18 protein-coding genes and 1 pseudogene are annotated in these 23,876 nt (G+C 68.8%); 12 read left to right on the plus strand and 7 right to left on the minus strand.

Annotated elements, in window-relative coordinates; all coding sequences use genetic code 11:
• The first annotated feature begins 4 nt into the window (after window positions 1–4).
• The 4 genes from ACFY0F_RS24260 (at window position 5) to ACFY0F_RS24275 (ending at window position 8,436) form a co-directional block, all read left to right on the plus strand.
• Window positions 5–2,188 carry an N-6 DNA methylase gene (locus ACFY0F_RS24260; RefSeq protein WP_388797968.1) on the plus strand — a complete coding sequence of 728 codons (2,184 nt, stop codon included), beginning with the start codon at window positions 5–7 and terminating at the stop codon, window positions 2,186–2,188.
• Between the two features lie 103 nt (window positions 2,189–2,291).
• Window positions 2,292–3,902 (plus strand): type I restriction-modification system subunit M, encoded by a 1,611-nt coding sequence (locus tag ACFY0F_RS24265; protein ID WP_388797971.1) that lies wholly within the window; start codon window positions 2,292–2,294, stop codon window positions 3,900–3,902.
• Window positions 3,902–5,203, plus strand: a complete 1,302-nt coding sequence (locus ACFY0F_RS24270; protein WP_388797974.1) for a restriction endonuclease subunit S — start codon at window positions 3,902–3,904, stop codon at window positions 5,201–5,203. Before ACFY0F_RS24265 ends, ACFY0F_RS24270 begins: the two co-directional genes overlap by 1 nt.
• Window positions 5,200–8,436, plus strand: coding sequence for a type I restriction endonuclease subunit R (locus ACFY0F_RS24275; RefSeq protein ID WP_388797977.1), 3,237 nt, complete (start codon window positions 5,200–5,202; stop codon window positions 8,434–8,436). The genes ACFY0F_RS24270 and ACFY0F_RS24275 overlap by 4 nt, the downstream gene beginning before the upstream one ends.
• 60 nt (window positions 8,437–8,496) lie before the next feature.
• Here ACFY0F_RS24275 and ACFY0F_RS24280 read toward each other — a convergent pair whose 3' ends face one another.
• Together ACFY0F_RS24280 and ACFY0F_RS24285 are read right to left on the minus strand one after the other, a co-directional pair.
• Window positions 8,497–8,703 carry a DUF397 domain-containing protein gene (locus tag ACFY0F_RS24280; protein ID WP_388797980.1) on the minus strand — a complete coding sequence of 69 codons (207 nt, stop codon included), beginning with the start codon at window positions 8,701–8,703 and terminating at the stop codon, window positions 8,497–8,499.
• The gene (locus ACFY0F_RS24285) at window positions 8,700–9,530 is read right to left on the minus strand and encodes a helix-turn-helix transcriptional regulator (protein WP_388797983.1); all 831 of its coding nucleotides are present in this window, start codon (window positions 9,528–9,530) and stop codon (window positions 8,700–8,702) included. The genes ACFY0F_RS24280 and ACFY0F_RS24285 overlap by 4 nt, the downstream gene beginning before the upstream one ends.
• Window positions 9,531–9,683: 153 nt before the next feature.
• Between ACFY0F_RS24285 and ACFY0F_RS24290 the strand changes: the two genes are divergently transcribed.
• The gene (locus ACFY0F_RS24290; protein WP_388798613.1) at window positions 9,684–10,118 is read left to right on the plus strand and encodes an ATP-binding protein; all 435 of its coding nucleotides are present in this window, start codon (window positions 9,684–9,686) and stop codon (window positions 10,116–10,118) included.
• A 53-nt stretch (window positions 10,119–10,171) separates the two neighbouring features.
• Here the strand turns inward: ACFY0F_RS24290 and ACFY0F_RS24295 are convergent, their stop codons facing one another.
• On the minus strand, window positions 10,172–10,462 hold the full coding sequence (locus ACFY0F_RS24295) for a DUF6087 family protein (RefSeq protein WP_388797986.1): 291 nt from the start codon (window positions 10,460–10,462) through the stop codon (window positions 10,172–10,174).
• 400 nt (window positions 10,463–10,862) lie between these two features.
• On the opposite strand from ACFY0F_RS24295, the gene ACFY0F_RS24300 reads away from it, so the two are divergent.
• From ACFY0F_RS24300 to ACFY0F_RS24320, 5 genes and pseudogenes are all read left to right on the plus strand, one after another.
• The gene (locus ACFY0F_RS24300) at window positions 10,863–11,888 is read left to right on the plus strand and encodes a helix-turn-helix domain-containing protein (RefSeq protein WP_388797989.1); all 1,026 of its coding nucleotides are present in this window, start codon (window positions 10,863–10,865) and stop codon (window positions 11,886–11,888) included.
• A 322-nt stretch (window positions 11,889–12,210) separates the two neighbouring features.
• Window positions 12,211–12,978: a hypothetical protein gene (locus tag ACFY0F_RS24305; RefSeq protein WP_388797992.1), complete on the plus strand. Its 768-nt coding sequence runs from the start codon at window positions 12,211–12,213 to the stop codon at window positions 12,976–12,978.
• A 68-nt stretch (window positions 12,979–13,046) separates the two neighbouring features.
• Window positions 13,047–14,051 (plus strand): porphobilinogen synthase, encoded by a 1,005-nt coding sequence (gene hemB / locus ACFY0F_RS24310; protein ID WP_388797995.1) that lies wholly within the window; start codon window positions 13,047–13,049, stop codon window positions 14,049–14,051.
• 109 nt (window positions 14,052–14,160) lie between these two features.
• Window positions 14,161–15,063 (plus strand): SAM-dependent methyltransferase, encoded by a 903-nt coding sequence (locus ACFY0F_RS24315; RefSeq protein WP_388797998.1) that lies wholly within the window; start codon window positions 14,161–14,163, stop codon window positions 15,061–15,063.
• Between the two features lie 19 nt (window positions 15,064–15,082).
• Window positions 15,083–15,265: pseudogene (locus ACFY0F_RS24320) on the plus strand (PLP-dependent aminotransferase family protein); the annotation flags it as partial.
• 61 nt (window positions 15,266–15,326) lie between these two features.
• Here the strand turns inward: ACFY0F_RS24320 and argS are convergent.
• The gene (argS, locus tag ACFY0F_RS24325) at window positions 15,327–17,096 is read right to left on the minus strand and encodes an arginine--tRNA ligase (protein WP_388798001.1); all 1,770 of its coding nucleotides are present in this window, start codon (window positions 17,094–17,096) and stop codon (window positions 15,327–15,329) included.
• A 163-nt stretch (window positions 17,097–17,259) separates the two neighbouring features.
• On the opposite strand from argS, the gene lysS reads away from it, so the two are divergent.
• The gene (gene lysS / locus ACFY0F_RS24330; RefSeq protein WP_388798616.1) at window positions 17,260–19,002 is read left to right on the plus strand and encodes a lysine--tRNA ligase; all 1,743 of its coding nucleotides are present in this window, start codon (window positions 17,260–17,262) and stop codon (window positions 19,000–19,002) included.
• Window positions 19,003–19,077: 75 nt separating this feature from the next.
• On the opposite strand, the gene ACFY0F_RS24335 is transcribed toward lysS, so the two are convergent.
• The 3 genes from ACFY0F_RS24335 to ACFY0F_RS24345 form a co-directional block, all read right to left on the minus strand.
• On the minus strand, window positions 19,078–20,463 hold the full coding sequence (locus ACFY0F_RS24335; RefSeq protein WP_388798005.1) for a DUF2637 domain-containing protein: 1,386 nt from the start codon (window positions 20,461–20,463) through the stop codon (window positions 19,078–19,080).
• Window positions 20,464–20,536: 73 nt separating this feature from the next.
• Complete coding sequence (locus ACFY0F_RS24340; RefSeq protein WP_388798008.1) at window positions 20,537–21,463, minus strand: DUF3558 domain-containing protein; 927 nt, start codon at window positions 21,461–21,463, stop codon at window positions 20,537–20,539.
• Between the two features lie 119 nt (window positions 21,464–21,582).
• Window positions 21,583–22,476 (minus strand): DUF3558 domain-containing protein, encoded by an 894-nt coding sequence (locus tag ACFY0F_RS24345; protein WP_388798011.1) that lies wholly within the window; start codon window positions 22,474–22,476, stop codon window positions 21,583–21,585.
• Window positions 22,477–22,681: 205 nt separating this feature from the next.
• On the opposite strand from ACFY0F_RS24345, the gene ACFY0F_RS24350 reads away from it, so the two are divergent.
• Window positions 22,682–23,875, plus strand: coding sequence for an RtcB family protein (locus ACFY0F_RS24350; RefSeq protein WP_388798015.1), 1,194 nt, complete (start codon window positions 22,682–22,684; stop codon window positions 23,873–23,875).
• Window position 23,876 lies beyond the last annotated feature (1 nt).

Consider the following 23,876-nt stretch of genomic DNA (forward strand, 5'->3'; position numbering starts at 1 on the left):
CGGAATGACGACGCGGGCGCAGGAACAGACGGGCGAGTCGTCGTTGGTCTCGCTCGGCGAGATCAAGGAACTCGCCGAGGTCGGCCGGCCCACCGTCAGCAATTGGCGGCGCAGGTTCGCCAAGGAGGTCCTGGGAACCGGCGGCAACGGACGCATGCCGTTCCCCGATCCCGTGGGAGGCAGCGACAGCAAGCCTCTTTTCGACGCCGAGGACGTGGCGTCCTGGCTGGACCTGCGCCCCATCCCGGACGCGGAGCCTGAGGAGGACGGCACCGTTCCCACCTACGGTGACCGGTTCCGGCGCGGGCTACGGTTGCGCGGACTGGTGGCGTTGCGTCACGAGCTGGGCTCTGCGGACCGGCTCATCGTCGACGCGCTTGCCGCGTGCGCCATGGCGGGTGAAGGGGGCGACTGGTACCCGGAGTATCTCCCCGAGCACCTGCTGGAGGATGTGGAGAACGCTGATCCCCGTGTTGTCCGTGCCGTCCGCGACCTCATCGAGGAACTCGGCTCACCGGCCGCTGCGGCTGACACCGTGCTGGGTCTGGCCGAGCGACTGGAGTCGGACCTGACGACGGACACGACGCCGCTCGCTGTAGCACGGCTGATCAGCACGCTGGCCGGTCCGGTAGGGGTGCTGTCCTCCGGCCCTGATCATCCAACGGTGATCAACCTGTGTGCAGGCACCGGGGAGCTGCTGTTCGCGCTCGACAGCATCAAGGGACGCGGGGGCATCGTCGCGGTAGAACCCGATCCACTGCGCCGCAAGCTTCTCCTCTACCGGCTGTTCGCACACCACTGCACCGCCGTGGACATCTGCTCGCAAGCAGAAGAACTGGACACGCTGCGCCCCTGGGAACAGCGTGAGCTCGATCTGGACCCCGACCGCCCCTGGGGAATCCCGTCCGGCGACATCGTCCTCGCCGACCCGCCCTACGCCGCTGGGGAGCGGGAGTTCGACGAGGGCGGCCCGCTCGGCTGGGCGCTGGAGGCCGTGCGCCGGCTGAATCCCGGCGGCCGAGGGCTTGTCGTCGTACCATCCTGGACCCTGAGCCGGCCGCGTGGCACGACACCGACACCGAACGCGCGGATGCGGGAAGAGCTGCTGAGTCGGGACGCGGTGGAGGCGGTCATTCAACTGCCGCGCCGGATCCATCCGTTCCGCACGGGTGCGGAGCACGCGCTGCTGGTGTTGCGTGGTGAGGCGGCCCCAGAGCAGCGGGGCGAGGTGTTGTTGGTCGACGCCGACCGGATCGCCCGTCGTGTCGGCGGCGCGTGGACGGCGTACGTAACCGAAGTGCTGGATGCCGGTCGGTCACCGGTGGACGAGGAGGCCGGGTACTTCCCCGTGTCGGCCGCAGGGCCGAGGGCGGACGCGCTTTTGGACGGCCGCTCGGTGCTGCCGGCGCACCGGCTCGCCTCTAAGGAACAGGACTTGGACCACTTCTCGGCCACCCTGGACGCGCGCCGCGAGGCCGCCGTCGCTCTGCCGGGCCTGAAGGAGTGGATCGGCAATCTGGGCATTGCCCGTCGGCCCGAGGACAGTGCGGTGACGCACCGCAAGGTCGGCGAACACCTGAGGGCCGGCCAGCTCCGACTGCTGGCCGGGCACCGCATCCGCGAATCGGACATCGGGGACGCCGGTCTGATGGTCATCGGCCGCGAGGAGATGCTCGGCGCGCTTCCGCTCGGCCGGCGACGGATCGCTCTGGAGGATCTGGCCCAGTATCCGCAATCGGTGACGACCGAGCGCGGCGATGTCTTCCTGCTCACCGAGCACGGGGTGCACACGCGCGTGGACGACGCGGGCGGATGTGTGCTGCTGGCTCCGGTACAAGGGCTGAGGATCCCGGCCTACCGGGAGTACCTGGCGGGTCCCGACGCGAAACGTCCGGTGGCCCCGGAGAACCTGTGGATGCGCCCCCAAGCGCTGGCACAGCTGCTCGCCGCCCCACGCAACCAGCAGCGCGGCAGTGGCTCGCTGGTGCGCAGGGTGAGCGTCCGGGACATGGACCTGCCGGGGCTCACCCCCGAGGAGGTCGCCGAGCTGGAGGCCATCCTGACCGAGACGGGCCGGCAGCGGGCGGAGGTGCGGCGGCAGCTGGAGGCGCTGGACAACCTGGCCCGGCGGCTGGCGGCCGGCGTCGCCGACGGAGACCTGGCGTTGCGCCGCAGACCCGGTACGTGAGGGCATGACGGTCGCGGCGACCGGGGCAGGCAGTTCCGGCGGCCCCTCCTCGTACACGGCATTCGACGAGAACCATCAAGCACAGGAAAGAAGTGAGGCACCCGTGCCGCCACGTAAGAAGACAACCAAGGCTCCGTCCATGGAGGAGGTGTTGTGGGCGTCGGCGGACAAGCTGCGCGGCAGTCTGGACGCCGCCGAGTACAAGCACTTCGTGCTGGGCCTGGTCTTCCTGAAGTACGTCTCCGCCGCCATGGCTGAGAAGCGGGCGCAGCTGGAGGCCGAGCTGCGGGAGGAGGGTGGCTGGAGCGAGGACGACATCCTCGCCACCCTTGAGGAGCGCCGCGAGTACACCGGCTCGGGGATCTTCTACGTCCCGCCGACCGCCCGCTGGGAAAGCGTGTTGGAACGGGCGAAAGGCACGGTCGAGGGCCAGAGCCTCGGCGAGGCCCTCGACGCGGCGATGCGCGCCATCGAGAAGTTCAACCCGGCCCTGAACCGGACCCTGCCGAAGATCTACAACAGCGGGCGCGTGGACGAGGAGCGCCTCGCGGGCCTGGTGAAGCTGCTGGACCGGCTGGTCTTCCAGGAGCAGCTGGGCGAGGACGGCGCGCGCAAGGGCGCGCGGGACGTCATGGGCGAGGTGTACGAGTACTTCCTCAGAGAGTTCGCTCTGAAGGAGGGCCGTAAGGGCGGCGAGTACTTCACCCCCGAAAGCGTGGTGAAGCTCCTTGTCGAGGTCCTGGAACCGAAGCAGGGCGAGCGGGTGTATGACCCGGCGTGCGGCTCGGGTGGCATGTTCGTGCAGGCGGAGAAGTTCATCGAGTCGCATGGCGGCAACCCGCTGAACGTCTCCGTGTTCGGTCAGGAACTCAACCAGACCACCTGGCAGTTGGCCCACATGAACCTCGCCATCCACGGAGTCGAGGCCAAGCTGGGCGACGAGCCCGCCGACACCTTCCGCAACGACCAGCACCCCGAGCTGAAGGCGGACGTGGTGATGGCCAACCCGCCCTTCAACATCTCCGACTGGGGCGGGGAGCTGCTTGGCATGGACAAGCGGTGGATGTACGGCACCCCGCCCGTCGGTAATGCCAACTACGCCTGGCTCCAGCACATGATCAGCAAGCTGGCACCGGGCGGGCGTGCGGGCGTCGTCCTCGCGAACGGCTCGATGAGCAGCAAGCAGTCGGGCGAGGGCGACATCCGCCGCGCGATCGTCGAGGACGACATGGTGGCCTGCATGATCGCCTTGCCCGGCCAGCTCTTCCGGTCCACCCAGATCCCCGCCTGCCTTTGGTTCATGGCGGAGGGGAAGGGGCGGCACTCGGGGTGGGTGCGCGGGCGTAAGGGCGAGGTGCTTTTTATCGACGCGCGTGAGTTCGGGGTGATGAAGAACCGCACGCTCAGGGAGCTGACGGGGGAGGAGATCGTCCACCGGATCGGCGACACGGTGCGGGCGTGGCGGGGTGTGGAGGGCTACGGGCCGTACGAGGACGTCCCGGGCTTCTGCGTGAGCGCTTCGCTGGATGTAGTGGCCGGGCACGACTTCGTGCTGACGCCGGGGCGGTACGTGGGCGCGGCTGAGGCGGAGGTCGACCCGGACGCGGAGCCGGTGGAGGCGAAGATCGCTCGGTTGACGGCTTTGCTGCGGGAGCAGTTCGCGGAGTCGGAGCGGTTGGCCCAGGTTGTGATTGAGCAGTTGGGGAGGGTGTGATGAACAGCTGGACGACTGTTCCTTTCGGTATTCTTGGCGACCGCGGCGAGGCCGGTTTCGCACTCGGTCCCTTTGGGTCGAAGGTAACGACCAAAGATTACGTTGCGTCGGGGGTGCCGTTTATTCGAGGTGTAAACCTGGGAGGCGGAAGGTTCCGCGATGAAGGGTTCGTCTTCCTTGATGAAGCGACAGCTAGGGAAGTCGAGTCTGCGGCCGTTGCGTCGGGGGATCTGGTTTTCACCCGGAAGGGTACCATTGGTCAGGTTTCCATGATTCCTCGCGCATCCCGGTTCCCCTCTTACGTCATCTCGTCGAGCCAGATGAAGGCGCGTCTGGACGAGAATAAGGCTCTGCCTGAGTTCTATTATTACTGGTTCCGATCGCCGCAGGGGCAGCATGCTTTGTTGGCCAATGCCTCACAGGTGGGGGTTCCGAGTATCGCCAATTCCCTTTCGACGCTCAGGAGGATCCTGGTTCCGTTCCCTTCGCGGGTGGAGCAGCAGGCAATCGCAGAAGTTCTCGGCGCCCTGGATGACAAGATCGCCTTCAATGAGCGGATTGCCTCCACCGCTCGTGAGCTTTGTCGAGCCGTCATGCAGGAGCTCTGGATCAGGGGCGGTTTCATGTCGCTGACGCGCGAAGTTACCACCGCCCGGCACAATTGGCGACGTGTGACTCTTGGCAAACTATGTGCAGCCGGTGGTGGAGCTATCCAAACAGGTCCGTTCGGAAGCCAATTGCACGCCTCCGACTACGTTGACTCTGGGATTCCGAGTGTCATGCCCCAGAACATCGGGGACAACTTCATTTCGGAGGAGGGAATCGCACGGATTACGGCTGCGGACGCCGAAAGACTGTCTAAGTACCTCCTGGCGGAGGGGGACATCGTGTACTCCCGTCGCGGCGACGTGAAGCGTAGGGCACTGGTACGGAAGTACGAGGCCGGTTGGCTTTGTGGCACCGGGTGTCTGCGCGTTCGTGTTGGATCGGCTGCAGAGCCGCTGTTCATCAGCTACTACCTGGGCGAGCCCGAGATCCAAGAATGGATCGCACAACATGCGGTCGGCGCGACGATGCCGAACCTGAACACGGCGATTCTCGGCGGCGTGCCCGTCGTACTGCCGCCAGGTGAAGAGGTACGCAGGATCAACGAGCGCCTGGCCGGGCCCGACGCGGTGGCCGCGCACATGCAGCACGAGAATCGCACCCTCGCCGACCTCCGCGACACCCTCCTCCCGCAACTTCTCTCCGGCCAGCTCCGCGTCAAGGACGCGATCCGTACCGTCGAGGAGGTCGTATGACCGCAGGTGCCGAGGAGCCGCTCGGTGAGCCCCCGATAGACCGGCTCACGGAGAAAGAGCTGGAGCTGCACGCGCTCGACCTGCTCGCCGAGTACGGCTGGCAGCACATTCCGGGTCCCGAGTTGGGGCCCGCGTACGGCATCCGTGCGGACTGGGACGATCTGGTTCTGCGCCCTCGCCTGCTCAAGGCGATCCGGGCCCGCTATCCGCGTCTGCCCGACCACGTCGCCGAGGACGCCGCGAGCGAGCTGCTGCGCTGGCACACCAGGAACGATCTCCGTGAGAACCACCGTTTCTACGAGCGCCTGACAGCCGGCGTCCGCGTCCCCTACGACGACCCCACCACCGGCGAGAAGCGCCACGCCACCATCCGCCCGCTCGACTTCGCCGACCCGCACGGCAACGACTTGGTGGCCGCCTCCCAGGTTCGGGTGCGCAGCACCAAGAACCGCACCTTCGTCTTCGACATCGTGCTGTACGTCAACGGCCTCCCCCTCGCCGTCTTCGAGCTGAAGAAGGCCGACAGCAACGACAGCGCACGCACGGCCTACGACCAGCTCCAGGGCTACCGGCGCGAGCTCAAGGACACCGGAAGCTTCGCCACACTCCTAGTCACCCTCGTCTCCGACGGAATCACCGCCCGCCTCGGCACCCCCTTCACGCCCTGGCAGCACATGGCCCCCTGGCACGCCGACGAGCACGACGTCATGCTTCGTAAGGAGGAGCGGCAGGACGGCCGCGCGCTGGAGCGGATGCTCTACGGCGCCTTCGAGCCCGCCCGGTTCCTGGACCTGGTCGCAAACTTCCTGTCGTACTCGGCCCCGGAATCCGGCGCCGTCGACACGGTCAAGCTTGCCAAGGCCCACCAGTACATCGCCGTGAACGCCGCCGTACGCGCCACCGAGTCTGCCGTGGCCACCGACGGCCGGGCCGGCGTCGTCTGGCACACCCAGGGGGCCGGCAAGAGCGAGGAGATGCTGTTCTACGTCGGCAAGGCCGCCCGTACCCCCGAGCTGTCCAACCCGACCTTCGTCCTCCTCACCGACCGCATCGACCTGGACACCCAGCTCTACGACACGTTCGCCGCCAGCCGCACCCTGGAGAAGATCACCGGACCGCCGGAGAAGGCGGAGGACGCGAGCCAACTCCGACAGCTGCTCCAACGGCAGGAGGGCGGCGGCGGTGTCATCTTCACCACTCTGCAGAAGTTCCGCCTCAACCAGGAGGAGAAGGAAGCGGGTGTCCGGCACCCGCTCATCTCCCCGCGCCGCGACGTGATCGTCGTCGTCGACGAGGCCCACCGCAGCCACTACGACTTCATCGACGGCTACGCCCGCAACCTGCGCGACGCACTGCCGAACGCCACGTTCATCGCCTTCACCGGAACCCCCATCGAGAACGGCGTCGGCAGCACCCGCGGCGTCTTCGGCGAGAACATCCACACCTACGACCTCACACAGGCCGTCGATGACGGAGCTACCGTTCCCGTCTTCTACGAGCCCCATCTTGTCCGGGTGGACCTGCCGGCCGACGTCGACCTCGATGACCTCGACGCACGCGCCGAGGGGTTGATAGAGGGGCTGTCAGAGGAGGAAAAGCGCAAGGCTCGTCAGCAGTTCGGGGAGTACGAGAGCCTGATCGGCGCCCGGCAGCGGATCAAGGAGCTGGCCGGAAAGCTGCTCGACCACTGGGACGTGCGCAGCCGGGAGATGACCAAGCTCACCGGATATCCGGGCAAGGGCATGATCGTCTGCGCCTCCCGGGTCATCGCCGCTCGCCTCTTCGAGGAGATCATCCGCCGTCGGCCGGAGTGGGCCGGGGACCGCGACCCACAGTCTCAGCTGCTCACCGACGACACCGGCCGCATCAGGGTGGTGTTCACCGGCAACCCGGCCAAGGACGACCCGGAGGTCACCGACTACGTCCGGACTCCCACTCAGCTGAAGAAGATCCAGAAGCGGGTGACCGACGAGAAGGACGAACTGCAACTCGTCATCGTCCAGTCCCTGTGGCTGACCGGCTTCGACGCCCCGCCCCTGCACACCCTCTACCTGGACAAGCGGATGCGCGGCGCGGCCCTGATGCAGGCCATCGCCCGTGTCAACCGCACCTGGCCGGGCAAGCCGTCCGGCCTGGTCGTCGACTTCCAGGGAGTGATCCGCGAGATCAAGGAGGCCCTGGCCGAGTACTCCGAGCGGGACCAGGAACACCCCATGCTCGGTGCCGACCTCCACGAGGCCGTCAAGCTCGTCCGGGAGAGTCACCAGCACCTCGACGAACTCCTCGCCGACTGCCCCTGGCGGAGCATCCGCGACGCGGGCGGGCCGAGCGCCTACCGGGAGGCTCTGACGGAGGTGCTGGAGTTCCTGATCGCCCCCGAACGAGGGCTGGAACCCGGCAAGGCCACCCGCAGGCAACGCTTCGCCTATCACGCCAACCTGCTGCGTCAGGCGTTCTCCCTATGCCCGACCGATCAGCGGGTGCAGGACCTGCTCCCCGACATCCGCTTCTTCGAGGCCGTGCGCACCTCGCGCGAGAAGTACGCCATGGACGAGAAGGAAGAGCAGGGCCTCGCCACGGCCGCCGACGTACGCCTGCTGATCGCCCAGCTCAACGAGTCGGTCGTCGCGACCGACGGCGTGGTGGACATCTACGACGCGGCCGGGCTGACCAAGCCCGACCTGTCCCATCTGGACGATCGGGTGCTACGCGATCTCCAGGCCAGCAGGCACCCCAACCTCGCCATCGCGGCGCTGCGGCGGGCGCTCGTAAAAGAGATCAAGGAGGCCCATCCGAACAACCTCACCCGGCAGCAGACCTTCACCAAGAAGATGCAGGCCGCCATGAACCGGTACACCAACGGCCTGCTCACAGCCGCCGAGTTCATGGAGTTCCTGGTCAATCTGGCGCGCGAGGTGTCTGCCGACCGTGGCCGGGCGAAGAAGCTCGGACTGACCGAGGACGAGCTCGCCTTCTACGACGCGCTCGCCGCCGACCCGTCAGTGCTGGACGAAATGGAGGACAGCCTCCTGGCGAAGATCGCCCACGAGCTCTACGAGCAGATCCGGAAGGACGTCACGGTCGACTGGAAGGTGAAGGAACAGGCCAGGGATCGGATCATGGCCCGCGTTCTGCGCCTGCTGCGAAAGTATGGCTACCCGCCGGGCAAGCAGCGGGACGCGATCGACCGGGTGCTGAAGCAGGCGGAGGAGATGGCAGAAGGCCTGGCCTGACCAGTGGTCACGTGCCCTCGTATCTGCTGTCGCGGTACGAGGGCCCGCCCGACGCGTAGGTCAGTACTCGCTGGCGTAGGGCAGGAAGGTTGCCCAGGCGGTTGGGGTGAGGGCGAGGCGGGGCCCGTCGGGGTTCTTGGAGTCTCGGACGAGGATGTGGTCGGGGACGGCGGCCACCTCGACACAGTCCGGGCCCTCAGCAGTGCTGTAAGTGCTCTTTATCCACTCCAGAGCTGTCCTGTCTCCGGCAACGAGCCTATGAGTCATGTCTCTCCCAGCACTTTCTCGATGAGGGCCATCGACTCTCGTGGGGTGAGAGCCTGCGCCCGGATGATTCCATAGCGCATGTCCAAGACCTGCACGTGTTTCGGGTCAGTGATCACCCGGCTGATCTCCTGGACCTCGACGTGTCCTACCGAGGTTCCGTCCTTGAGCCTGACCAGTCTGAACGAGCCGCCGAGACCGGAGTTGTCCTCGCGGTTCAGGGGAAGGACCTGCAGGTCCACGTTCCGGAACTTGCCAACCTCCAGCAGTCGTTCGAGTTGTGCCCGCATCACCATCTTGCCTCCGATGGGACGGCGTAGCGTCGACTCGCACTGGACGAAGCTGAAGAGAGGGTGTCCGGCCGACTCGCTCACGATCTCTTGACGGGCCATTCGGGCAGCCACACGCTGCTCCAACTGGTCCGCCAGGAAGGGCGGGCGGCTCCCCGCGTACACCGCTCTCGCATACTCCTCCGTCTGCAACAACCCATGGATGACAGAGTTGTTGTAGGCGCACAACTCGACAGCCTCTGCCTCCAGCTTCTTAAGGTCCCGCACCTTCTTCGGGTAACGGACCTCTGCAACGTCCTTCTTCATCGCGGCGAGGCGACCACCCGCCCCCAGCGCCTCGTCCGCCGCCTCCAGATACTCCGGCCGGGGAATCCGCCGCCCCCGCTCCACGGAGGAAACCAGCTCCTCCCCATACCCGATGGCTGCCCCGAACTCGCCCTGGGTGAGGCCGGCCGCCTCCCGCCACAGCTTCAGTTGCCGCACGACCGTCCGCATCACGGCCCCGGCCTCTTCGTCGTCACCCGCGTCCCAGTCACTCATGTCCGCCAACCTCCTGCAGCGCGCCCTTCCCGGACCAACCCCGAACTTCCGCGCCCGGTCACCCCGTACAGCCCGGACGGAACCGGACACATCGCGGACGGTCACCGGTCGCACGGGGCCACCTCCTTCACAAGTTACGCATGTGCGAACACGCTGAGTGACGTGAATGAGCGAATCTCCACCCTCGACACCCCGGCGCACCAGTTCTTCGTGCCCCTGTCCCCGACCCCTCGCGGCGCCCGGCTCGCCCGGCTGCTCGCCATTGAGCAACTGCGCTCATGGGGAGTGCCGTTGGACCCGGCTCGTCTGATCGTCGCCGAACTGGCGGCGAACGCCGCGCTGCACGGCCGCGTCCCCGGCCGGAGCTTCCGACTCGCCCTCTCCGTCACGCGGTCCGCCGTACTCCGCATCGAGGTCACGGACACGCGAGGTGACCGACTGCCTGTCAGCCCGCAGGTGACCGCCGACTCACCCGGGGAGTCGGGGTACGGGCTGCTGCTCGTCGAGGAACTGTCGGACCGCTGGGGAGTGCGGTGCGGGCCCGTGCCGTCGAAAACCGTCTGGGCGGAAGTGGACCTTGACCGGTGACGGCGTTCTCCCATCCTGACGACTGACGGGTCGGGCGCACGTCCCCTCGATCGCTACGCCTCCGGCTCGTCACCGGCCGTCTGTCGGTTCACCCACCGCTGGGCCTCCGCGAGGTTCGCGGCGGTGCCCGCAGGCTCGTACGCGAATCCGTTCCACTCCTCCAGCGCCCTCGGCTCCCCGGGGCGGAGGTGCCCGCCACCGCCCTGCAGGGGCCGGTGTCGGCGGTGGACATCGAGCGGGGGGCGGCGCCGCTTGTCGTACGCGGCGAGCCGGTCGTCGCCATCCAGCCTGGGGATCGCCCGCGATGGCTGGTTCGGCGGTCCGGGTCGGGAGTGCTTGCCCATGGGCCCGATGGTCTCAGGCCGCGACCGTGGCCGGTCGGGCCGCCGCGAGATCCGTTGCGTGGGTGCGGACTTCGTTCACGCTGGCGGTCCGGAAGGGCCGGGCGGCGTCATGCCGGAGCCCGGAAGCAGGTGCTCCGGTGGCGCGCGGGCCGGGGCTGCGGGCGGTAAAAGACCAAAGAACCCAGGGAAAAAACCAACCAACCCAACCAAACCTCGTGCAGGTCACCCGAGCGGGTGAATGCGGTCGATCTGGCTGGCGTGGCGGCGGCTCGGGCGTGCAGTCTCACCCCGAGGCAACTCGACGGCCTCGCAACTCCACAAGCCCACACATGCATCGGCCCCCGCCGGGACGGCAATCCCAGTGCGAGGGCCTAACCAACGAGGAAGCGAACCCTTCCCCATGGCTGAGAAGAAGCCTAACGCTGCCCGGCGCCCGATTCAGGGTGTTCGACGATCCACCACCCCCTCCGGTGTCACCCACGTACGCACGTACCAGTCCGGCCAGTACGTGGTCGTCGGCAACCACCTGGCCCAGCACCGCGAGCTGTCCCTGACCGCCATCGGACTCGCGACCCACATCCTGTCGGTGCCCGAGGGCACCCCGGTCGACATCCGCAGCCTCGCGGACCGCTTCCCCGAGGGCCGGGAACGGATCGCCTCCGCGCTGCGCGAGCTGGAGGCGCACGGCTATCTGGCGCGGGTCCGTGAGCACACGGATTCGGGCCGCCTGGTCACGCGGACGTACGTCCACCACACCCCCGCCCCGAACCGCGCCGCCGTCGCGCCCCTGCGCATGGTTGCGCGTCCGGCGCCGACGACCGGTACCCGCGGCCGTCAGCCCGAGGCGGGCGCGGTCGTACAGGAGACGCCCGAGGAGGACGACCAAGCCCCTCACCAGCACGCGCCCGAACCCGCATCCGAAGCCCCGCCTGCGCCCGATACCCCCGCCGACCGACCCCAACCGCCCTCACCTGCAACGCCATCGAAGCCGCCCAGGGAACGCGACCACCGCCACCGGTATCACGACAAGGCCGTTGCCGTCCTCGCGGACCTGCGCCGCACCGACGAACGTCTCGTCCTCTCCCAGCGGCAGGTGGACCGGCTCGCCCCCGCCGTCGCCGCGTGGTTCGCGGTCGGTGCCACGGAGGCCGCTGTTCACCGGGCTCTGAGTACCGATCTCCCTGCGAACATGCCGCACCCGGCCGGCGTGCTCGCCTATCGGCTCGATGCGATGCGGCCGGTCCCGCTCCCCGCCCGGCCCGCAGTCCCGCCGCCCACCGAGAGGACGGTCGAAGCCATCCGTCGGCCCGACCCGCTCCAGAACTGTGACGGCTGCGAACGCGCCTTCCGCGCCCCGCGTCCCGGTCGCTGCCGCGACTGCCGCGCCTCCCGGACGGTGCCAGGAGAGGATGTGTGTGTCGCATGAGCCTGCTGTACCGGCCCGTGGGCCTTGCGCGAGCCGCCTGCGTCAGAGGGAGCCGTTTTTATACTTGCGGCATGAACCTTGCGTCCGTGGGGCCACTCCTGACCGGATCACCTTCGTCGTGATCTCGCCTCCGCGATGCAGACCTGCATGGGTGGACGGCCTCTGATCGGGCTCCAGCCACGCTCCCGTAGGAGTGACACGATGCTGACCGGCTGCCCGCCGCGATGAGACGGCTTCGGCCTGGAACGGCTGTCCCGGCCGCCGCGTGGGCCAGTGCACGAAGTGCCCGCCTCGCCGTGGCGTGTCTGGGATGCTGGCCCGCATGGGTGAGGGAGATCGGGAGCGGCGCGCCGGGGTGGGGCACTGGTTGCGGCGTCGGGCCGGTGCGGTGGTGCTGACGTGCGTCGGTGCGGGGCTCGCGGTCGTGCACGTTCTGGCGCCCGGCCTGCGGATCGACGGCGTCACGGTGATGCTGCTGGTGGTGGCCGTGGTGCCGTGGCTCGGGGAGCTGTTCCGGAGTATCGAGGTGCCGGGCATCGGAAAGATCGAGTTCCGGGACATCGAACGCAGGATCGAGGCCGTCCAGCGCACGGCGAACGCGGCACTCGTCGGTGACGGCCCTGACCGCGGGACCGTGGACGACACGGCGGCCTGGGAAGCGGTCCGGGAATTGGCCGCCGAATACGTGAAGGTGCGCCTGGAGCAGCGCAGCGGCCCGGCACGGAACCACCGGATGGACCAGATCTTCGCCCGGCTGGTGCGCGCGACGCAGCGTGTGCGCGACTTCGACGCCGGTGCGTTGCTGGGCTCCCAGGACGCCGGAATGCGCCTTGCCACCTACGCGCGCCTGTACGGGCTGCCCGAGCCGGAGGCACTGGGCGCGCTGGTCGACGCGGCGGTCGTCGAGCCGCTCCCCTTCAACCAGTACTGGGCGCTGCGGGCGGTAGGCCAGTGCGTGGACGACATGGAAACGGAGGACGTTCCGCTCAGCGTGGTCCGGCGCTTGGAGGAGTTCCGTTCCCGGGCGTCTCGCGCCAATGACCGGAGGGAGATCGTGGATCGGGTGCTCGCCGGGCTCGGCGGACACTGAGGGGCGGGCCGAACGGGCCGACTGCCCGTCGGCAAAGGCACGGGAGTGGCGGGCGTAGCGTAGAGGGCATGACGAAGTACGGATCCTTCCCCGGTACGCGTCCGCGGCGGCTGCGGACCTCGCCGGTCATGCGGCGGATGGTCGCCGAGACGCGGCTGCACCCCGCCGACTTCATCCTCCCGGCGTTCATCCGGGAGGACGTGAGCGAGCCCGTGCCGATCGCCGCCATGCCCGGTGTCGTCCAGCACACCCGGGACAGTCTGAAGAAGGCGGCGGCGGAGGCCGTGGCGGCCGGGATCTCCGGGATCATGCTGTTCGGCGTGCCCGAGGAGAGCAAGAAGGACGCCCTCGGGACACCGGGGACCGATCCGGACGGGATTCTCCAGGTCGCGATCCGTGATGTGCGGGCCGAGGTCGGGGACGAGCTGCTCGTCATGTCCGACCTGTGCCTCGACGAGACCGTCGACCACGGCCACTGCGGGGTGCTCGACGAGCAGGGACGTGTCGACAACGACGCCACCCTGGAGCGGTACGCCGAAATGGCCCAGGTCCAGGCCGACGCCGGCGCCCACGTGGTCGGCCCCAGCGGCATGATGGACGGTCAGATCGGCGTCATCCGCGACGCGCTCGACCAGATCGGGCGCGAGGACGTCGCGATCCTCGCCTACACCGCCAAGTACTCCTCCGCCTTCTACGGCCCCTTCCGCGAGGCCGTCGCCTCCTCCCTCAAGGGCGACCGCAAGACCTACCAGCAGGACCCCGCGAACTGGCGCGAGTCCCTGCGGGAGCTCGCCCTGGACCTGGAGGAGGGCGCCGACATGGTGATGGTCAAGCCCGCCGGCCCCTACCTCGACGTCCTCGCCCGCGTCGCGGACGCCGTGGACGTGCCCGTCGCCGCCTACCAGATCTCCGGCGAGTACTCGATGATCGAGGCCGCCGCCGAGAGGGGCTGGGTCGACCGGGACCGGGCGATCCTGGAAACACTGACCGGCATCAAGCGGGCCGGCGCGCGGAACATCCTCACCTACTGGGCGACCGAGGCCGCGCAGAAGCTGGGGCGGGGCGACTGGTAGGCGACCGGCCGCAGGGGCGCCGCGGGAACCATCAACACTCCCCGGTAGTTGGCAGGTTGCTCAGTGGTTGTCCGCTGAACGACCGACCGACTGCCCGGGAGAGGCCTCTATGTCCGGCGATGCCCTCAGCCACGACCCCGCCGAGCTGAGAAGGAGGATCGACACCACCCAGGCCCATCCGGCCCGGGTCTACGACGTCTTCCTCGGCGGCAAGGACAACTACCCCGTCGACCGTGACGCGGCCGCAGCCGCGCTCGCCGCCAACCCCCGCGGCTACCTCGACGTACGGCACAACCGCGACTTCATGCGCCGCGCGGTCACCACGCTGACCCGGCAGGACGGCATCCGTCAGTTCCTCGACATCGGCACCGGCCTGCCCACCGCGGAGAACGTCCACCAGATCGCCCAGCGGACCCTCCCCGACGCACGGGTCGTCTACGTCGACAACGACCCGGTCGTCCTCACGCACGCACGCGCCCTGCTCACCAGCGGACCCGAGGGGCGAACGGACTACATCGACGCCGACCTCAACAGCCCCGCGCACATACTCGAACAGGCCGCGAAGACGCTCGACTTCGACCAGCCGATCGCACTGTGCCTGGTCGCCATCCTGCACTTCGTCGAGGACGAGGACGCGTACCCGATCGTGCGCGGGCTCGTCGAGGCGCTGCCCGCCGGGAGCCGACTGGTCCTCAGCCACCTCACCGAGGACCTCAACCCCGACAACATCCGCGCGGTCCAGCGGACGTACACCGAACGAGGGTTCACGTTCGTGCTGCGCTCCAAGGCCGAGGTCGAGCGGTTCTTCACGGACACCGGCCTCGAACTCGCCGACCCGGGCGTCGTCCCGGCCCACCACTGGCGCCCCGACCACGCAGCCCCCGTCCCCGAGCAGCCGGAGCCGGGCTACCTGGCGACCCTCGACGCCATCGACAAGGTCCGGTACGCCGACATCAACGACGTCACGGACGCCGACATCAACGTGTACGCGGCCGTCGGCAACAAGCCCTGACCGGGCCGGAGCGGGCTGTCGCGTCCCGGACGCGTACGACACCAAGGCCCTGCTCCCGCGCGTGGGCGAGCAGAACGTGGCCTACGTTCCCGGCGCCCCCTTCTGCGCCGGCACCCCTGACCGCTCGACCCTCCGCCTGTGCTGCGTGACCCCGACCCCGGATGAGATCACGGAGGGGCTGGGGAGGCTGGCGGAGAGGCTGGGAATCTCAGGTCGGTTGGGTGGTTGCCGTGGGGCCGCCAGCGCCCTGTCCTTCCCGGGCCTCAGAGGCGTTCGGGCGTCCGGATCCCCAGCAGGGCCATGCCCTGGTGCAGGGTGCGGGCCGTGAGGTCGACCAGGAACAGGCGGTTCTCGACCTGCTCGGGCGTGTCCGCCTTCAGGACCGGGCACTGGTCGTAGAAGGTCGTGAGCAGCGTCGCCAGCTGGTACAGGTACGCCGCCAGCTTGTGGGGCTCGTACGTCGCCGCCACCTCCAGGACCGTCTCGGCGAACCGGTCCAGGTGGAGGCCGAGCGCCCGCTCCGCGGGGGCCAGTTCGAGCTCCGGGTGGGCCGCCGGGCTCGCCTCGCCGGCCTTGCGGAGGATGGACTGGATACGGGCGTAGGCGTACTGGAGGTAGACGGACGTGTCGCCGTTCAGCGAGACCATCTGGTCCAGGTCGAACTTGTAGTCCCGGACCGCGGAGGTGGACAGGTCCGCGTACTTCACCGCGCCGATGCCGACGTACCGGCCGTTCTCGGTGATCTCGTCCTCCGCCAGGCCCACCTTCTCGGCCTTCTCCCGGACGACCGCCGTGGCCCGGTCGACGGCCTCGTCGAGGAGGTCCTGCAGCTTGACCGTCTCGCCCTCACGCGTCTTGAACGGCTTGCCGTCCTTGCCGAGGACCGTGCCGAAGGCCAGCTGGTGCGCCTTGACGTCGTCGCCGAGCCAGCCCGCCCGGCGGGCGGTCTCGAAGACCATCCGGAAGTGCAGGGACTGCCGGGCGTCCACCACGTACAGCAGCGTGTTCGCCTTCAGACCGAAGACGCGGTCGCGGATCGCGGACAGGTCGGTGGCCGCGTAGCCGTACCCGCCGTCCGACTTCTGGACGATCAGCGGGACCGGGTTGCCGTCCGGGCCCTTGACGTCCTCGAAGAACACGCACAGGGCGCCCTCCGAGCGGACCGCCACCCCCGACTCCTCCAGGAGGCGGCAGGTCTCCGCCAGCATGTCGTTGTAACCCGACTCGCCGACGATGTCCGGGTCCCGGATCTCCATGTCCAGCTTCTCGAAGACGGAGAAGAAGTAGATCTTCGACTCGTCCACGAACTTCTGCCACATGGCGAGGGTGTGCGGCTCGCCGGCCTGGAGGTCCACCACCCGGCGCCGGGCACGGGTCTTGAACTCCTCGTCGGAGTCGAACAGCTTGCGCGCCGCCTTGTAGAGGCGGTCGAGGTTCGACATCGCCTCGTCACCGGTGACCTGGCCCTGCTTGTGGTCCAGCTCGTGCGGGTGCTCGTCCAGGTACTGGATGAGCATGCCGAACTGGGTGCCCCAGTCGCCGATGTGGTGGCGGCGGACCACGTTCTCGCCGGTGAACTCCAGGAGCCGGCCCACCGCGTCGCCGATGACGGCGGACCGCAGATGGCCGACGTGCATCTCCTTCGCCACGTTCGGCTGGGCGTAGTCGATGACCGTCGTGCCCGGGTGCTCGGCGTACGGCACGCCGAGGCGGCCGGTGTCGTCGGCGTAGCGCGCGGCCAGGTTCTCCGTGATCGCCTTGTCGGCGATGGCGATGTTCAGGAAGCCGGGGCCGGAGACCTCGACGTCCTTGATCACGTCACCGGTGGCGATGCGGGAGACGACCTGCGTCGCCAGCTCCCGCGGGTTCGCCTTCGCCTTCTTGGCGAGCGCCAGGATCCCGTTGGCCTGGAAGTCGGCCCGGTCGCTTCGTCGCAGCAGCGGGTCCGCGCCGGCGGCCTCCGGCAGGGTGGCCGAGAGGGCGGACGCGAGGTGCTGCTGGACGGAGTCGCTGAGGGACGTGACCGAGGCCATAGGAATGGGTGCCGTTCTCCTCGTGGGGATGGATATACCCGGCCAGTATCCCACGGTGGGTAAAGCGGTTTTCCTGGGCGTGAGTCGGTCTGGGAGAATGGTGCGGTCAGCCGTGCGACCGTACCGGCTGCCCATGGAGCAGAACTCCCAGGACAAAGAGGACGTGCCGATCGTGGCTCAGAGCACCGAGACCACCGACTGGGTCTCCCGTTTCGCGGATGACGTCATCGAGGAGTCGGAGCGTCGGGCCCCGGGCAAACCGGTCGTCGTCGCATCCGGGCTCTCGCCCTCCGGCCCGATCCACCTGGGCAACCTCCGCGAGGTCATGACGCCCCACCTCGTCGCCGACGAGATCCGGCGGCGCGGGTACCAGGTCCGGCATCTGATCTCCTGGGACGACTACGACCGTTACCGCAAGGTCCCGGCCGGCGTCACCGGCGTCGACGAGTCCTGGGCCGAGCACATCGGCAAGCCCCTGACCTCCGTGCCCGCCCCCGAGGGGTCCGCGTACCCGAACTGGGCCGAGCACTTCAAGGCCGCCATGATCGAGTCGCTGGCCGAGCTGGGCGTCGAGTTCGACGGGATCAGCCAGACCGCGCAGTACACCTCCGGCGCGTACCGCGACCAGGTCCTGCACGCCATGAAGCACCGCGGCGACATCGACGCGATCCTCGCCCAGTACCGCACCAAGCCCAAGGCCGCCGCCAAGAAGCAGCAGCAGAAGCCCGTCGACGAGGCCGAGCTGGAGGCCGCCGAGGGCTCCGGCGCGGCCGCCGAGGACGACGGCAGCTCCACCGCCGGGTACTTCCCGTACAAGCCCTACTGCGGCAACTGCGAGAAGGACCTCACGACGGTCACCTCCTACGACGACGACACCACCGAGCTCGCCTACACCTGCACCGCCTGCGGCTTTTCCGAGACCGTCCGGCTCAGCGAGTTCAACCGCGGCAAGCTGGTCTGGAAGGTCGACTGGCCGATGCGGTGGGCGTACGAGGGCGTCGTCTTCGAGCCCTCCGGCGTCGACCACTCCTCCCCGGGATCCAGCTTCCAGGTCGGCGGGCAGATCGTCGGGATCTTCGGCGGCAAGCAGCCGATCGGGCCGATGTACGCCTTCGTCGGCATCAGCGGCATGGCGAAGATGTCGTCGTCACGCGGCGGCGTGCCCACCCCGGCCGACGCGCTGCAGATCATGGAGCCGCAGCTGCTGCGTTGGCTGTACGCCCGGCGCAGGCCCAACCAGTCCTTCAAGATCGCGTTCGACCAGGAGATCCAGCGGCTCTACGACGAGTGGGACAAGCTCGCCGGCAAGGTCACCGACGGCTCCGCCCTCCCGGCGGACGTCGCCGCGTACACCCGGGCCGTCGGCACCGCCGCCGGTGAACTGCCGAAGACGCCCCGCCCGCTGCCCTACCGCACCCTCGCCTCCGTCGCCGACATCACCGCCGGCCACCAGGACCAGGCCCTGCGCATCCTGTCCGAGCTCGACCCGGCCAACCCGCTCGGCTCCCTGGACGAGGCCCGGCCCCGGTACGACAAGGCCGAGGCCTGGATCAACACCCACGTCCCGGCCGACCAGCGCACCATCGTCCGCGGCGAACCCGACGCCGAACTGCTGAAGTCCCTCGACGAGCCCTCCCAGCAGTCGATCCGGCTGCTCCTCGACGGGCTCGCCGACAACTGGTCGCTCGACGGACTGACCCACCTCGTCTACGGCGTGCCCAAGGTCCAGGCCGGGTTCCCCGCCGACGCCACGCCCAAGGAGCTGCCGCCGGAGATCAAGACCGCCCAGCGGTCCTTCTTCGCCCTGCTCTACCACCTGCTCGTCGGCCGCGACACCGGCCCGCGCCTGCCCACGCTGCTGCTCGCGGTGGGACAGGAGCGGGTGCGGGCCCTGCTCGGGGAGTAGGCCCCAGGCAGAAAGGCGCCCGGTGCTCTCGTAGCACCGGGCGCCTTCGCATGCCATGCCGTTCCATGCCAGGCCCTACGCGATGTGGTCCTCTTCCAGTTCCGCGTTGAAGCGGTTGGAGAACCGATTCACCATGCGCTTGGCCTCCTGGTCCGGCAACGTGATCCCGTACGTCGCCTCGACCCCGTCCTGGAACTGGCGCGGCGTGGGCAGGCTGCCGTTGATCGACTGGCGGAACACCTGGTAGTACGCCTCCTCGTCCGGCTCCACCTGCGGCGTACCCCCACCCTCACCGAGCTGGCGGGTACGGCCGGGACCGGACGGAATGGGGAAGCTGCCGGTCTCCTCCGGGCCGGGCGCCTGCTGGAACTGCTCCGGCTCCTGCTCCTCGTACCACCCTTCGTACTGCTCCTCCGGCGCGTACTGGAGGTCGTAGGGAGGGCCGAAAGAGGGGTCGGGGACGGGCTCGTAGGCCGGGTCGTAACCACCCTGGTAGTCGACCTCCTTCGGAGCCTGGAACCACGGGCTCTGCTCGGGCTCCGGCGCGCCGCCCGGCTGGGCGGCACCCTCGCGCCGGGCTGCGGCCTCCGGCTGCGCGGCGCCCTCCGGCTGCGCGGCGCCCTCCGGCTGAGCCGCACCCCCCGGCTGAGCCGGGTTCCCCGGCTGGGCGGCGCTCGGCCGGGTCAGCTCGGGGCGCTGCCCGGCAGCGGGTGCCGCGGGTGCCGCGGTCACCGCCGCGGACGGCTGCGGCGCCGGAGGCAGCAGCACCGGCTCGATGCCCGCCGCCGCCAGCCCGGCCGGAGCCGTCTCCGCCAACGGCACCCCGTACCGCGCCAGACGCAGCGGCATCAGCGACTCCACCGGAGCCTTCCGCCGCCACGCCCGGCCGAAGCGGGAGTGCAGCCGCGCCCGGTAGACGAGACGTTCCTGCTCCAGCTTGATCACTTGCTCGTAGGAACGCAGCTCCCACAGCTTCATACGACGCCACAGCAGGAACGTCGGCACCGGCGAGAGCAGCCAGCGCGTGATACGGACGCCCTCCATGTGCTTGTCCGCCGTGATGTCCGCGATCCGGCCGACCGCGTGCCGGGCCGCCTCGACCGCCACCACGAACAGCACCGGGATCACCGCGTGCATGCCCACACCCAGCGGGTCCGGCCAGGCCGCGGCACCGTTGAAGGCGATCGTCGCCGCCGTCAGCAGCCACGCCGTCTGACGCAGCAACGGGAAGGGGATACGGATCCAGGTCAGCAGCAGGTCCAGGGCCAGCAGGACACAGATACCCGCGTCGATGCCGATCGGGAACACATAGGAGAAGTTCCCGAAGCCCTTCTTGATGGCCAGCTCACGGACCGCCGCGTACGAACCGGCGAAGCCGATACCGGCGATGATCACGGCGCCGGTCACGACCACGCCGATGAGAACGCGGTGCATCCGAGTCAGCTGCAGTGGCGCGGCCACTCGCTACTCCCCTCCCATTGCGTCTTCTTGCGCGCAACAGGGTGGCACACCTGTACGGCAAACGTGGTGCCGGTCAGTCCTTCTTGGCTGCCGACTTCGACGGAGAAGCGCTCGGGGAAGCCTTCTTGGAAGCCGAGGGAGACGCCGACCCGGACGCCGACTTCGACGGCGAGGAACTCGCCCCACCCGAACCCGCGTCCGAACTGCCGCCCGCACCCTGCCCGTTGGCCGCCGACACCGCGGCCACCGCCTCCTTGGCCGCCTTCTCCGCCGACTTCACCAGGTCGTCCGCGCTCGGAGACTTCTCGCCGGCCAGACCCGCACCGTTGTAGTCCAGCGTGACGACGACGTTCTCCACGCGCGCCACCACCGTCTGCTGCTTGAAGTCGCCTTCCTTCTTCTTCAGGTCGTAGCGCACCACCGACGCCTCGTCACCCGTCCCGGCGACCTGCTCCGTCTTGCCGTTCTTCGCACCCGGCGCCGTCTGCGCCGCCTTGACCTGGTCCGCGTAGTACGCCTGCGCCTGCTTTTCGCCCGAACCCCGGTTGGCGTCCGACGCGAAACGGAGCATCGAAACGTTCAGCCAACGGAACTGCGACCCCTTCACCCCGTTGTTGGCGAGGCTGCTCCAGGAGCAGCTCGACCGGGCCGAAGTGTCACTCGAAGTACCCTCCTTGCCCGACTTCGCCCCCTTCGGGACGAGTTCGCCCAGAGTCTTCTTCGACAGCACCTTGCACGGCTCCGGCAGCTTCGCGTACGCGGCCGCCTCCACCGTCGGAGAAGCACTCGGGGAGGCACTGCCCGCGTCCGCACCGGCCGCGGCGGTCTGCTGCGAACCCTGCGCCGCATCCCCGGAGTCGGAGTCCGAGCCGGAGCAGCCGGCGGCCACCAGCATCACGGGGACCGCCGCCGCGCAGACAAGGAGGCGGGGAAGAAGCTGGACTCGCTGGGCACGCTGGTCGTCTCGCTGGGCTGCTCGCTGCATGGTTCCTTCACTCATGACGCTCGTGGTTCCTGCGGTCGGATCGGGGTCCGATGGGCCACGGTACGCGGTGAGCGAGCTGTGCGGCCTCCGTTCGCGGGCTTCGCACACGCCCCCCGACGACCCCCGCGGCACCTCTAACCACCCAGCGCGTCATCCAGCAGACCCGCCAGATTACGCGCCCTGTCCTGCATTTCCTTGCTGTCCGGCACGGCACCGAGCGTCGTCGGCTGCTCCGTGTACGCGATGGTCACGATCACATTGGACGTGCGGAACACCACAGTCACCGTCCGCTGCTCCGCCGTCGAACCGGCGCTCGTCGTCTCGTCGTCGAGGTACGCCTCGTCACCGAGGTCGTCGAGAGTGCGGGGCTGCAGATCGGCCGCGGCGGCCCCCGGGGAACCCGGGGAACCCGAGGGGGAACCGGACGGCGACGCGGTGGAGGAAGCCGCCGCGGAGGCCGCCACCGTGGCCGCCGACTCCCCGCCGGCGGCCGAGGCGGACGACGACACCGAAGGAGACCCGGAGGCCGACCCCGCCGAGGACTCCGACGCGGAAGCCTCCGGCGCGGAGGACTCGGGCGCCGGAAGGTCGGCCGCGGTCTGCATGCCCGCGAAGAGCCTCTCCGCCTGACTGTCGTCGCTGACCGCGTTGTCGTACGACACCACCCGCTCGAAATCGACCAGGAGATGATCGGTCGCATCCGTGGAATCGGCCTTCCAGCGACAGCCGACCTTGCGGTCCGTGTCGTACGTGAGCGTCGCCTCGCCCTGATAGGCCTTGTCCCGCTGCTCCTCGTCGGTCATCTGCTTGATGCCCGGCAGAAGCGAGTCGAGCGTCCCGTGGCTGACCGCCCCGCAGGGCTCCGGAAGCGTGCGGTACTTACCGGGCTGCGCCACCGCCGTCGCCGTGCCGGCGTCACCGGGGTTCGCGTCGTCCGTCGAGCCCGTGTCGTCCGACCCGCTCGTGCAGCCGACCAGCAGGGCCGCGAGGAGGGCGGCGGTGCCGGTTACATACGCCTTCCGCTGCACGGTCAGGCTCCTCTCGACGGTCCGGGTGCTCCAGTGTCCCCGCTGGTAATTCGCTTGCCGCGGCGGGGCGTCCACTGCAGACAATGTGTATCGCACGCACTGCTGTGGACGCCGGTCCGTTGTCCCTTTTCCTCGACCTTGGCGCCGCTTTTGCGTTCTGAGCATTTCAATACTTTTGCTGCACCTTCGGGGGAATGAGGAAGACATGTCGTACGTGGAGATGCCCGGCGCGAAGGTCCCGATCCGCATGTGGACCGACCCCGCGACCGTCGAGGACGTGGCGCTGCAGCAGCTCCGCAACGTCGCGACCCTGCCGTGGATCAAGGGCCTCGCGGTCATGCCGGACGTCCACTACGGCAAGGGTGCGACGGTCGGCTCCGTCATCGCCATGCAGGGCGCCGTGTGCCCGGCGGCGGTCGGGGTGGACATCGGCTGCGGCATGTCGGCGGTGAGGACGTCACTGACGGCGAACGACCTGCCGGGCGACCTTTCGCGGCTGCGGTCGAAGATCGAGCAGGCGATTCCGGTGGGGCGGGGGATGCATGACGATCCCGTGGATCCGGGGCGGCTGCACGGGTTCCCGACCGCGGGGTGGGGCGACTTCTGGGCGCGGTTCGACGGGGTCGCCGAATCGGTCAAATTCCGTCACGAGCGGGCGGGGAAGCAGATGGGGACGCTTGGATCCGGAAATCATTTTGTCGAAGTTTGCACGGATTCGACAGATTCTGTCTGGCTGATGCTCCACTCCGGTTCCCGCAACATCGGCAAGGAACTCGCCGAGCACCACATCGGGGTTGCGCAGAAGCTCCCGCACAACCAAGGGCTGGTGGACCGCGACCTCGCCGTGTTCGTGGCGGACACCCCGCAGATGGCAGCGTACGAGCACGACCTCTACTGGGCCCAGGAGTACGCCAGGTACAACCGATCGATCATGATGGCGCTCCTCAAAGACGTGATCCGCAAGGAGTTCAAGAAGGCCAAGGTGACCTTCGAGCCCGAGGTGAGCTGCCACCACAACTACGTGAGCCGCGAGCGCTACCAGGGCATGGACCTGCTCGTCACTCGCAAGGGCGCGATCCGCGCGGGCTCGGGCGAGTACGGGATCATCCCCGGCTCGATGGGCACGGGCTCGTACATCGTGAAGGGCCTCGGCAACGAGCTGTCCTTCAACTCGGCCTCGCACGGCGCGGGCCGGCGTATGAGCCGCAACGCGGCCAAGCGCCGCTTCTCGACCAAGGACCTCGAGGAGCAGACGCGGGGCGTGGAGTGCCGCAAGGACTCCGGCGTCGTCGACGAGATCCCCGGTGCCTACAAGCCGATCGAGCAGGTCATCGACCAGCAGCGGGACCTGGTGGAGGTCGTGGCGAAGCTGAAGCAGGTCGTGTGTGTGAAGGGCTGAT

The organism is Streptomyces sp. NPDC001544 (assembly GCF_042894285.1).
Taxonomy (GTDB): Bacteria; Actinomycetota; Actinomycetes; order Streptomycetales; family Streptomycetaceae; genus Streptomyces.

Excerpts from the sequence above, each read along its gene's own strand:
- ACFY0F_RS24305 (WP_388797992.1), top strand. The coding sequence starts at position 12,211 with ATGGGTGAGGGAGATCGGGAGCGGCGCGCCGGGGTGGGGCACTGGTTG.
- ACFY0F_RS24285 (WP_388797983.1), bottom strand. The coding sequence starts at position 9,530 with ATGAGTGACTGGGACGCGGGTGACGACGAAGAGGCCGGGGCCGTGATG.
- argS (WP_388798001.1), bottom strand. The coding sequence starts at position 17,096 with ATGGCCTCGGTCACGTCCCTCAGCGACTCCGTCCAGCAGCACCTCGCG.
- hemB (WP_388797995.1), top strand. The coding sequence starts at position 13,047 with ATGACGAAGTACGGATCCTTCCCCGGTACGCGTCCGCGGCGGCTGCGG.
- ACFY0F_RS24260 (WP_388797968.1), top strand. The coding sequence starts at position 5 with ATGACGACGCGGGCGCAGGAACAGACGGGCGAGTCGTCGTTGGTCTCG.
- ACFY0F_RS24275 (WP_388797977.1), top strand. The coding sequence starts at position 5,200 with ATGACCGCAGGTGCCGAGGAGCCGCTCGGTGAGCCCCCGATAGACCGG.
- ACFY0F_RS24300 (WP_388797989.1), top strand. The coding sequence starts at position 10,863 with ATGGCTGAGAAGAAGCCTAACGCTGCCCGGCGCCCGATTCAGGGTGTT.
- ACFY0F_RS24315 (WP_388797998.1), top strand. The coding sequence starts at position 14,161 with ATGTCCGGCGATGCCCTCAGCCACGACCCCGCCGAGCTGAGAAGGAGG.
- ACFY0F_RS24270 (WP_388797974.1), top strand. The coding sequence starts at position 3,902 with ATGAACAGCTGGACGACTGTTCCTTTCGGTATTCTTGGCGACCGCGGC.
- ACFY0F_RS24340 (WP_388798008.1), bottom strand. The coding sequence starts at position 21,463 with ATGAGTGAAGGAACCATGCAGCGAGCAGCCCAGCGAGACGACCAGCGT.
- ACFY0F_RS24280 (WP_388797980.1), bottom strand. The coding sequence starts at position 8,703 with ATGACTCATAGGCTCGTTGCCGGAGACAGGACAGCTCTGGAGTGGATA.
- ACFY0F_RS24295 (WP_388797986.1), bottom strand. The coding sequence starts at position 10,462 with ATGGGCAAGCACTCCCGACCCGGACCGCCGAACCAGCCATCGCGGGCG.
- ACFY0F_RS24350 (WP_388798015.1), top strand. The coding sequence starts at position 22,682 with ATGTCGTACGTGGAGATGCCCGGCGCGAAGGTCCCGATCCGCATGTGG.